10 protein-coding genes are annotated in these 10,659 nt (G+C 64.3%); 5 read left to right on the top strand and 5 right to left on the bottom strand.

Annotation, left to right across the window (positions count from 1 at the left end):
* Nucleotides 1-1,575: 1,575 nt before the first annotated feature.
* The 3 genes from B7Z66_14970 (at nucleotide 1,576) to B7Z66_14960 (ending at nucleotide 3,734) form a co-directional block, all read left to right on the top strand.
* Entirely contained in the window at nucleotides 1,576-2,472 is an 897-nt protein-coding gene (locus B7Z66_14970) for a hypothetical protein (GenBank protein ID OYV74888.1), read from the top strand.
* A gap of 753 nt (nucleotides 2,473-3,225) precedes the next feature.
* Complete coding sequence (locus B7Z66_14965; protein ID OYV74887.1) at nucleotides 3,226-3,405, top strand: hypothetical protein; 180 nt, start codon at nucleotides 3,226-3,228, stop codon at nucleotides 3,403-3,405.
* Nucleotides 3,405-3,734, top strand: coding sequence for a growth inhibitor PemK (locus B7Z66_14960; protein OYV74886.1), 330 nt, complete (start codon nucleotides 3,405-3,407; stop codon nucleotides 3,732-3,734). The genes B7Z66_14965 and B7Z66_14960 overlap by 1 nt, the downstream gene beginning before the upstream one ends.
* A gap of 521 nt (nucleotides 3,735-4,255) precedes the next feature.
* Here B7Z66_14960 and B7Z66_14955 read toward each other — a convergent pair.
* Both B7Z66_14955 and B7Z66_14950 read right to left on the bottom strand, forming a co-directional pair.
* Complete coding sequence (locus B7Z66_14955; GenBank protein OYV74885.1) at nucleotides 4,256-4,948, bottom strand: hypothetical protein; 693 nt, start codon at nucleotides 4,946-4,948, stop codon at nucleotides 4,256-4,258.
* Nucleotides 4,948-5,943 (bottom strand): hypothetical protein, encoded by a 996-nt coding sequence (locus B7Z66_14950; GenBank protein OYV74884.1) that lies wholly within the window; start codon nucleotides 5,941-5,943, stop codon nucleotides 4,948-4,950. The genes B7Z66_14955 and B7Z66_14950 overlap by 1 nt, the downstream gene beginning before the upstream one ends.
* 585 nt (nucleotides 5,944-6,528) lie before the next feature.
* On the opposite strand from B7Z66_14950, the gene B7Z66_14945 reads away from it, so the two are divergent.
* Nucleotides 6,529-7,347 carry a hypothetical protein gene (locus B7Z66_14945; protein ID OYV74883.1) on the top strand — a complete coding sequence of 273 codons (819 nt, stop codon included), beginning with the start codon at nucleotides 6,529-6,531 and terminating at the stop codon, nucleotides 7,345-7,347.
* Nucleotides 7,344-7,850, top strand: coding sequence for a hypothetical protein (locus B7Z66_14940; protein OYV74882.1), 507 nt, complete (start codon nucleotides 7,344-7,346; stop codon nucleotides 7,848-7,850). The genes B7Z66_14945 and B7Z66_14940 overlap by 4 nt, the downstream gene beginning before the upstream one ends.
* A gap of 35 nt (nucleotides 7,851-7,885) precedes the next feature.
* Here the strand turns inward: B7Z66_14940 and B7Z66_14935 are convergent, their stop codons facing one another.
* The 3 genes from B7Z66_14935 to B7Z66_14925 all read right to left on the bottom strand — a co-directional run bounded on the left by B7Z66_14935 (nucleotide 7,886) and on the right by B7Z66_14925 (nucleotide 9,961).
* A complete protein-coding gene (locus tag B7Z66_14935; GenBank protein ID OYV74881.1) occupies nucleotides 7,886-8,179 on the bottom strand; it encodes a hypothetical protein in 294 nt (97 codons plus the stop codon).
* 304 nt (nucleotides 8,180-8,483) lie between these two features.
* Nucleotides 8,484-9,395: a hypothetical protein gene (locus B7Z66_14930; GenBank protein ID OYV74880.1), complete on the bottom strand. Its 912-nt coding sequence runs from the start codon at nucleotides 9,393-9,395 to the stop codon at nucleotides 8,484-8,486.
* A 110-nt stretch (nucleotides 9,396-9,505) separates the two neighbouring features.
* Nucleotides 9,506-9,961: a DNA repair protein RadC gene (locus tag B7Z66_14925; protein ID OYV74879.1), complete on the bottom strand. Its 456-nt coding sequence runs from the start codon at nucleotides 9,959-9,961 to the stop codon at nucleotides 9,506-9,508.
* Nucleotides 9,962-10,659 lie beyond the last annotated feature (698 nt).

Raw genomic sequence — 10,659 nt, 5'->3', positions numbered from 1 at the left:
ACGCAGGGCGGCCGGGGCCCAAAAGCTTGTCGCGTTGGCGAGTCGATTTTGGGGACTGGGATGTCCCAAAATCTTTCACGAGGTAGCGACACTCCTGCCCTTCCTCGCGTCACGGGGCACCCATTCCCCGTAACACTCGGCGGTGCGCCCGTGCATGGAAGCACACCACAATGCACCCCGCCCGACGCGGAGGTCGGCCGAAATTCCTTCGGCCGGCCTCCGCCCTTCCCGCCTGACCTCCACGTCGGGCGGCGCAATCAGTGTTGCATGTTTCCACCTTGTCCGTCGGACGTTTCATCACGTCGTCGATCGCCAACACCGGAAATCGGCGGCCAGCTCTGCACTTAGTGCAAGAACCGAGGTTTTGCGTCACGATGCAGCGACAACATCACACGCCAAACAGCCCGATGCGGCCGTTCTGCGTGCGTACAGCGAGCTGGTATGGAACTTGCTGGGTGAGCAATGCGAGCCGCGACTGCGCATGAGCGCCCAGTCGCGCACCCGATACACCAGAGACAAAGCCGGAGGTGAACCATGAAACTGCCAGGAATCGTACGAGACATCGGTGTGGCTGCACTGATCGCAGGAGGCGCCGCACTAATGAGCACACCCGTGCTCGCTGGGCCCGTTCAGTCCGGCCCGGGGCACACCTACCAGAGCAGTGGTGCCACTACGCACGAGAAGTTGAGCAAGAGCTACTGCAAGAAGCACCCAACGGATCCACGTTGTCAGACGCAGCAGTAATGGCACGCAGGGTGTGCGACGATGTTCCGGAAACGGGAGGTACCACTCGCGCCGCCACGCCGGTTTCGATGCGCCGGCACACGCGGCCCGCAGGCTATCCTGCACCTCCTCCCACGTTCCGGGGCAGCGTACACACCCGCCGTCGAGGCCGCGTCTGTGAAAGGCGCACGGTGTCGCAGTTTTCACCAGCGGATGGTTGGACATCCGATGACCTCACGGCAGATTTGTCTTGCCGCCCCCCACGGAGGGGGGGGCGGCCGGGCCCTCACACCACACGTACAGGAGGCAGCGCGTATCTCTGCGCATACCTGGTCGGCAAGCTGATGATAAACAGATCGCGAATCACCGCGGGGATGCAGCGGCACGAATTCACTTCGCGCCGTAGTGAATTGATAAGGCTATGGAAACCTTTCACAACACCTCTGTTAGATTCCGGTCGATCGCCGCCCGACGTACGCTCAGGCTTGTGGGCCAATACGCACCCGCCAAGTGAAGGTACACCACATGATCACATCGGCGGCGCGGTGACAACGGAATGCAGGCCGGGGGATACGCCGCGAGACCACCTACACCGCTTAGCGGCACAATGCCCGGTCCCGGCCCCACTTCCGCGCTCGACGCGGCTACACACGGATATGCTTATCACCGGAGTGGTCACATGGACACGCCGCGTGCAGGCATGAGACGCGTGTTGCAGGCGGTGCTCAGGACGTCCGATGTCCTAAGCTGCACCGCTGAACGGGTGCAGCTCAACGATGCAGCGGTTAGACCGCGAGCGGGGAAGCCCTGCTTCCGAGCGATCATGGGCTGCGCCGCTATCATTACAGCGCAATGTCCGTTTCGGACATGCATAGCGCGAACGGCTACGTCGTGATCAGGCTACGGCACGGAGGGCTAGGCACCAAGCCCGATACCGGACCGGAGGAATCCCTGCTCCGCGCCGCCTCCGAAACTGCGGCTTCGGTTACGGTCCTTGCGCGCTGCAGCGACGGAAAGATCGAGTACATCGGCCCGCATAGTGAACCGTTGCTCGGATCCACGCCGGAACGACTCTCCGGGAAAAAACTCGCGGAACTGTACGCAGACGTCGCAGATGAGCGCCGGCTTGTCCAGGCGCTCTCCGACGGGCGCGAATATCGCGACGTGGAAGTGGCGCTGCGCCACCCCGGCGGCGCGCCGGTCTGGGCGCTCAGCAGCGCGCGTACGATCCGCTGCGAAGACGGTGGCGCGATCCTCGCCTCCTATCAGCACATGACCCTGTTCAGGACACTGTCCGCCTTGGCCTATCGCGACGCGGTGACCGGGCTCGCCAATCGCCAACTGCTCATAGACCGGCTGCGCGCCGCGACCGCCCGCGCCGACCGACACGCGGAGTTGCTAGGACTTCTATTCGTGAATCTCGACGAGTTGGAGTCGGTCAACAAAGCCAGAAGGCGCTACGTGGCGGACGGCGTACTGCGCGAAATTGCCTTACGCCTGACGCGCGCACTGCGCGATAGCGACACCGTGGCGCGGTACGGGCACGACGAATTCGTGGTCCTGCTCGACGGACTGCACGACAGCCGCGACGCGGATCGCGTGGCCAAAAAACTGCTCGGGACGGTTCGCCGACCGGTGCACCTCGGCCGACGGTGCCTGTGTCTCTCGGCGAGCATCGGTATCGCCATCTACCCGCTAGACGCGCGGGATGGCGAAGGACTAATCCGGGGCGCCGACCACGCCATATAGGAAGCGAAATGGCGGACCAAGGGCAGCTACCACACATGTCAAGCGACACCCAGTGTTGCGCACCCCCCGGAGGTGGTTTCGGGTGTGGATTCAGGGGACTATAGGAGGAATCCCGGTGTCTTGCGACACCGGGATTGAGGCGGGGTCAGCTGGCGGCGGCGAGGACGGACAGCGAAGCAGGACATCCGCTCGCCACTGAACGGGACGGCAATCTCCCCCAGCGGGCTGGTCGGCCGAGGCTTGCATGACGTTCACTGCCGTCACCTCCCATGGCGGGGTGAGGCCCAAAAGCGTTTGGTAGAGTTCCGTATCGCGCATAGTTCCGCGATACTCCCCCTGGGCCAGGGTTTAGGCAAGATCTCCTCTGCCTACTCGGAACCCTGAAGAGCCATAAAGCAAATGAACTCCGGTCTCCGTATGGATATTTCATTGGAAATGTAGTGCCCGCTTCCTACCCCACGTTCTGGGACACGATCTCAGCGTCGGCAATCTGCGAGAGACCGGTTATTCAGCTGCGCCGATGCCAACGGCGGCTCTGGCCGACAACCTGTCTGCTGTGCTCCCAACAGTCGTTTTCTCAGCCACCGCCGGCCTTCGCGTTCGATGGAGCGCGCGACAGTTGGTCGCCACTAACCCGTCATCCCCAATGCACTCAAATTTCGGGCGGCGCCCCATTGAATTTCCACTTGTAACGCGTTACACTGTAACGCGTTACACAGGAGAACACCAATCATGGTACAAGCGGCACACCGAATGCGGGCGATGCGCGAGCGCCGCCGTGCACAGGGGCTACGGGAATTGCGCTTGGTCGTACCCGATCCCCATTCCAGGGCCGTTCGGCGACGGGTCGCTCGGCAGGTCGCCCGTTTGGACCGAGCAGCAGAGGGAGAAGCGATACGGTGGATCGAAGCGGTCTCGGAATTTGACGCCTAGTGAAGCGGGGCGACGTCGTGACGGTAGCGGCACCAGGCGACTATGGGAAGCCGCGCCCAGCAGTAATTGTTCAGACTGACGCGCTGCCCGCAGAGCATTCTTCCGTGGTCATCTGCCAAATGACCTCCGAGATCGCAGAGGCCCCGTATTTCCGCATCACCCTCGAACCTACCGAGAAGAATGGCTTGCGGACACGTTCGCAAGTCATGGCGGATAAACCCGTGACCATCCGTCGCGAGCGCGTTGGGCGCAGGATTGGATCGCTTGACGAGAAGGATGTCGCTCGACTGAATGTCGCGCTTGCGTTTGTCATGGGATTGGCTGACTGATTATCGCTCGCGCTTACGATTCCGCTGCGGAAACACAGATTGTGCTGAGCCCAGCATCTCGACATCTGCGTTTGCATCCCTTTGGACGGCAGCTTCTGGCGGCGCGGAGTACCCGAAAAGCGTTGTGGGTTTCTCGGCACTGATGCGATTAGCCATTAACGCAGCATACCGCGTCAAGGTCGGCAACCAGCGCGATACCAGCCTTACGACTGGATCACCGCCACTGGCAGCTCTGGCCGAGTAGTACGCATAGCCTGTGTGGCAGGTTCAAGATGTAACGCAGCAATTCGAATGGCAGTTCTATGGGAGGGTTTTGCCGAATGGACTGGACGAAGGCCCGGATGGCTTCCCACCTCCCCACCCGCCGCACCTGTCTTGATCGGTGCGGTGCACCGGCGCAGTTTGAGAAACGGTTCTGGCGCGATGGCGACGACGACCCCGAGCCCCTGCGCCAGTAGCTGCTCCAGCACCTGCGCGCCTGCGGGATTGTCGTTCCAGACCAATAGCGCCCTCGCCGCCCGTCAGCGCATTTCGCAGGGCTCAACGCCCCCCGCCGCGCTGGCCAGCAGCGCCTGAAGCCGGGGCAGCAGTGCGCGACCCGTACCCTCTGGGACCACCAGCCATACCGGGTGACCCACCGAGAGGGTCACGCGCGGGCGCCAAGCCTTCGGGCCGGACACCCGTGCGAAACGGCTGCGCTCGGTCCCCGTGATGTGCACCGGGATGACCGGCACCCGCGCATGGTGCACCACCGCGGCCACGCCGGGGGCGAGCGGCTGCAGCGTCCCATCCGGCGACAACCCCCCCTCAGGGAAGATCACCACGGGCCCCTGCCGGGCCCGCTGCACCAGCTGGCGGACACCCTGTGGCCGGTCCGGATCCAGGGTGCACCAATCCCCATACCCCAACCAACGCAGTGCCCGCAGGGCGCTGCGCCAGGGCTCGTGCTCCGTGAAGTCACCCGTAATGGCGAAGGTCAGAGGTCTTCCCGGGGCCAGAAAGGCTGCGACCAGCAGCCCATCGAGGTACGAGACGTGATTGCACACGACCACCACGGGGCGCTGCTCCCAGGGCTGACGGTGGCGTATCCGCACCCGGCACACTAGGCGCAGGAGTAGGCCCAGGGGCCCGCCGCTGGGCATGTGCCGTTTCACGGGGAGCCCCGCCGAGCCCACCCGCGTACGGTCACGATGGGCCCCGCAATGTGCGGACATCAGGAAAAGTCATACGGCTGATCAAGCCAACGCAACAGCACCGCTGCGTCGTGTTCCGGTACGATCACAGCACCGGCCCGGATCGCCTCGGCCATCCGCCCCAGCACGCCCGTCGGTAGGTGTATCCCTCTCAATGCGTAGAAATACCACGCAAAGGGATACCCGGCCCGCTGATCGAAGTGTTCCAGTTGTGCCGCCAGTTCAAGGATAGGTACCTGGTCTGTCGCGATCACGGCGGGCAGCGACATCCCTTCATCCGCACCGGCGCACTGCGGGATAAAACCCAAGGTCCGCCCTGCCCCTGCGGCCTCCTCCAAATCGAACAACTCCAGGAACCAGTGTTTCGCCATCGCCTCCCGCCCCGCGCTGCTCGCCTGCCAGTCCCGTAGCCAGTGCAATTCCCGGGGCGCCAGCGGCCACGACACCGTTCGCGCTGGACCCCGGTTGGCCGCCGGCGAGTCCGTGACCGTCCCCATCGGCGCCCCCGGAGCGTTGGCGCCCATTGCGGCCGCCATAGCGCGCACGAACGCCGCGATTGGCATGATCGCGCGCAATTCATAGCCGGGCGTATACAGCGCCGCCGCCTCGTCGATCGGTTCGGCGGGCCCCTGCACCCAGTTCTGATCGATCTCGATCTGGTAGTAGTCCGCCGGCCCGTCTCCAACCGGAGCGGCGATGTAGTACGTGCGACCGGCCCAGTGGGGCGCGATCGGTTTGGCAGGCGGTTTCTCCGCCCATACGGCGGCGGGACTGTGCCCGTGGGCTGGGTGTCGTTGACCCCGGCTGCAGGCGGTGTCGCGCGTGAGCCGCGTGGTAATAGTCCCGATTGATGGTCCATCGCAGTACCAGTGGTCACGCACCGCCACCAGGGAAAATGCGTACCCGGGATAACGCGCGGACAAGGCGTCCAGCAGTGCTGCGGAAGGTTCAAAGGCCCCGATTCGTGCGACTACGTTCGATACCCCGCCAAAATCAAGTACGGTGGTAGGTTCCATCCCATCACCCCCTGCGTTTGTTGTGGTTACTAAGACTATCTATGCCCTGCATCTATTCCGGCGCCATCACGCAGGGCACTCCGTGACATATCGGCATGGGTCCCGTGCTACACGTAGACCGGATGACGTGTACCGGTATGCTGGATCGATCGTGCGCGGAAAAAGTTTCCTGAATATTACAGCGACGTTCCGTCGCGCCATCGCCGCCCGGCGGTGTCTACGCGGTACAGGATAACCCCGCGCGGCGTCCTGGAATGTCCAGCTTGGCACTGCGCCTGCCCGATCTCTACAGGGAGGAACACAATCTGGTTCCGCGTTCCTGCCAGCGCGCCGATCCCCCCTGCGGCGTCCCTACTTCCCTGGTCCCGGATCCTGCACGTTCCTTGTGGCGCGGTTTACGGGCCGCAATCTGCCCTCGCACCGAGGGGCTTTTCGTCTGCGAGGGCCACAAGCGGAAGTTGTGATTTCTCAGGGGCCCCGGGCCACCGAGGATGGTCAGCCGACGCCCCGGCTCGTAGCGCTGTCAATACGCTCGCTATATATGACATATTATGATATATTTCGCGAAACGTATGAGGATTCCTGATGGCCGCCACTCGCCACCTTTCCGCCGTTCTCGATACGGCCGAACGCTCCGGCAAACTCAACCTGCGCACTCGAGACATCCGCGCGGAGCTGCCCGACATCAGCACAGCGGCATTGCGCCAAGCGCTGCATCGGCAGCAACGGCGCGGCCGGCTGGTTCGGCTGTCCCGTGGTTCTGATCACTGGCTTATCGTACCGTTGCAGCATGCCACGGTCGGCGCCCCACCACTGGCCGTCTGGTTGGATCGCTACATGAGCAAGACGTTGGACATCCCCTACTACGTCACGCTACTGAGCGCAGCGGAAGTCTACGGGGCCTCGCCCTACGCGGTCACGGTCACTCAGGTGATGGTGCCCGAACGGCGGCGTCCGATCACGGTTGGCCGACATGAGGTGGTGTTTCACACCCGCGCACGAACCGAAACCATGCCGACGCGTTGGCACGAAACGCCGGACGGGCGTTTCAAAGTCGGCACCCCGGAACTGACGGCGTTGGAACTGGTGGAGCGCGCAACCCTGGTCGGCGGTATGGGACGCATCCTGGAGGTGCAACGAACGCTGTGGGCCTCTTGCACGCCGCAGGGATTGACCCAGTCGCTGGAGGCCTTGCAGGAAATTCCGACCGCCCAACGCCTCGGCGCCTTGCTCGTCCTGGAGAATCAACACGTCCTGGCGTCGCGGGTTGCCGAATGGCTCAACGACAAGCCGCTTCGCTTCGTGCCGCTGGAGCATGGCCAAACAGCAGGGCGGGCCTCGTCTGAAGTCGATCCGACCTTCAAGGTACGACTGTCGGCTGCCATGAGGAGCGCCAATGCATGATACAGCACACCCACCTGACGGCCTGGCAGATGCACGCGCCGTGGCCCAAGCGCAGCCAGATCGAGCAGGATCTGCGGCTGTCCCGCGGCGTGGCCGCCATCTTTGCCGATCCCGTCCTCGGGGACCATCTGGCGATGCGCGGTGGCACGGTCCTGCACAAATCGCACTTGGCGCCGGCTGCGCGCTATTCGGAGGACATTGACCTAGTGCTCGTCAAGGCGATGGAACCCGATGTATTGGACCGACATCTGCGTCGTGTACTGACGCCGGTATTGGGCCAGCCGGCCGATTCGTTGATTGCCGACGCCCGGCTGGCGATCCGCAATGTGCTCCGACCGTCCAGAATCTTGCGAACCACTTATCGATATATCCCGGTTGGCCTGCGCCGCGAAGAGAACATCAAGGTCGAGATCAACCTCAACGAAGGCGACTCCCTCTACCCGCTGGTCAGCGTCGCGTGCGGCAGCATCCGGCCCGTTCCTGTAAGCGGTGGCTTGGTGTGACGTGCGCACCACCCGTGCACGAAGGCACCGCTCGATCAGCGGCGCAGTGGATGGATCTGCAAAAAACCAATCGCGATCACGCCCAGGTAGATCGCATCGGCGATGGCCAGAGCGGCGGTTGGCAGCTGATGGAACATCCACAGCACGGCGAGGACCACAACGCCGGCGGCTTTCACCAGGGCGATACCGGCCGGGCCGGCCCGGCGGTAGGCCCACCGCAGCAGCCTGTTGGCCTCGAACCCACCGGCGGCGAGGATCCGTCGGGTCAACGCGTAGTCGAGTGCATTGAGCGCACAGAACGCGATGAACAAGCCGGTCTTGGAGAGCACGCGGAGTTACACCCGCGGCTCAGAGCCGGCGTCGTGCGGGCGACCATGGGCCCGTCCGTACCCGAGGCAGGCCATGCGCACCGCCGCGACCCGCGCGGGAAACGGCCCTTCAACTACCGCTGCGCGATGCGCACCGGTAACGCAGTACGCGGCCACCCTACCCTCCCGGTCCACTGGTTCCGTTCGGATCCCCCCGGGGGCTCCCTCGATGGCAACCTGCGTCCCATGCCTCACCCGCCGGCCCCCGGGCCAGCGCGTATCCCTCGTATGCAGGTCTCTCTACCCAAGGTCGCCGTGCCGCCCGTTAGTGGGCGAGATCCAGCGGCATAGCGGTGGGCGCGGAGGGTTGTACGGCAACCGTGATCGCGCGCCCGATGCCGTCGCTGATCTTGCTGGCGGTGCGCCACAGCAAGAAGCTGCAACTCCCGACCAGCAGGGGGCCACCAATCAGGACATACAGGGCGCGATGAAACCAGCCGTGAACAAAGTGCCAGCCCAACACACCGAGCCCGCCTGCCACCGCGAGAAAAATCACAAAGTCCCAGAATGCCGCAGCCGGCCCGCATAGCGCCTGGCCGGCGTCCAGCGACGAGCCGACCCAGAACCACTGGCCCCCGTCGCGGTTAACCAGCGCCACGTTAGCCTCGCGGCGGGTGTGGTGACTGAAGGCGCGTACCACCTCGACGTGCTGACCACAGGCGACGGGTAAATGAGATCCGCTTTGCTCCAGGAACACGTCCCGCCCGCCGCGGGTGCGCACGCCGATGCGCTGGCGGGGAATGACCTCGCTGGTGACCTTTGGCCGGGAATAGTAGCCGTAGCCCATCAGCGTGTACCCACCGCCGCCGCGCGAGGAGACATGGGTGTCGGACCACACGTCGTTGGAGATCACAAAACCGGCCATGAAGTTCAGCCCGTAGCGGTACCCGCCCACCTCTATTGAAACCGGCGCGGTGTTGCCGTTCCAACGGACCGGATCTTGCGGCGGCTGGGGTGCGCTTTCGACACGGGCGCGATCATAGGCGCGGCGCTTCCCCGGATCGGAAAGCACCGCATAGGCTTCATTCAGACGCGTCATCGAGACGCGTGCCGTGCCCGGGTCTTGGGCCCGGTCCGGGTGATGCTTCTGCGCCAGCGCCCGGTATGCGGCGCGGATCACCTCGGGGGGTGCATCCGCACGCACCCCTAAGACGGTGTAGTGGTCCGTACTCACCATCCGCTCCTTGGCCCCATTGGGCCCGGGTATGACGTCGATCCTTGCGCAAAATGGTAAAACGGCGCGCGCGAATCCACAACAGTGAACGATACGCGCGCCGGGCGCGGGGGCTAGAGCAGCCCCCGCTCCGAGAAGCTGACCGTGGCGGCCCCACCGATCACCAAGTGGTCGAGGATGCGGATATCGATCAAGCCCAGGGCATCCTGTAGCCGACGGGTGAGCGCCTTGTCTGCCTCGGACGGCTCGGGGTTGCCGCTTGGGTGGTTGTGCGCGATGACGACCGCGGCGCAGTTGGTTTCGAGCGCACGCTTAACGATTTCGCGTGGGTGGACGCTCGCGCCATCGATGGTGCCGAAGAACAGATCCTCGCAGCTGAGCACCCGGTGTCTGGTATCCAAGAACAGGCAGGTGAACACCTCGCGCTCTTGACTGCTAAACCGTAGTGCCAAGTATTCCCGCACGACGTTTGGGGACTGCATCACGGGCCCGTAATTCATCCGCTGTTCCAGTACCCGCATCGCCCGTTTGATGAGCCGGTCCTCTCTCGTTTTCTTCGCGTCGTCCATCTTTGCGCTCCCGGTTTCCGGCGCCAGCCTGTCCGACGCCTTCGCCCCGTGGGCGCGCGGGTCTGCAGGGAGAGTGCCGGGTTCGCGCAGCGGTTCCGGCGCGATGCGCTGCCGACGGTTTTGCGCGTGGAGGGGCGTCGGACAGGCTGGCGCCGGGGGCGCGCGGGACGGCGGGAACGAGAGGTTGGTCCGCAGCGAGGCGGTGCGGGATGTTGGGTGATACGCGGTGCGCCGGCACGTGTAAGCAGGGCATAAGCCTAAGGTCGGGATCAGCCGCCCGCGCCGGGACCTCAAGATGAGGCTGCGGATCGCTCCGGACCCACGCCCTTCACCTTCCGGGGACTACCCGCCTTGCGCTGTCTCCGGGTCCATTTCTGGTGCGGATGGGCTCACCGTCGGCCCGGCGGGGAAAGGGGAAGGAACAGGTACAGATCCAGTTCCGGTGCTATTTTTTGTGGTGCTGCCGCCTCCCGCGCTGACGCCGGCAGGAGGTGCCACCGGCCGAGTGGCGGGCGCCTGCCGATGCTTGCGATATTTGTTCTGGCTGTCCCTGCGGGCGATATCGGCGAGATTTTTGATCTCAGTCTGGAGCTGCACCAGCGCTGCCCGCCAGGGAAGTGCGAAGCACGAGGCGGGTAGTCCACGGTAGGCGTAGGGCGCGGGCGTGTCGCCGAAGTGGCGAAGGGAGCGGAAGGTCC

The organism is Chromatiales bacterium 21-64-14 (assembly GCA_002255365.1).
Classification (GTDB): domain Bacteria; phylum Pseudomonadota; class Gammaproteobacteria; order 21-64-14; family 21-64-14; genus 21-64-14.
Note: the sequence above shows the minus strand (reverse complement) of the source record. Positions and strands in the feature narration are given on the sequence as shown.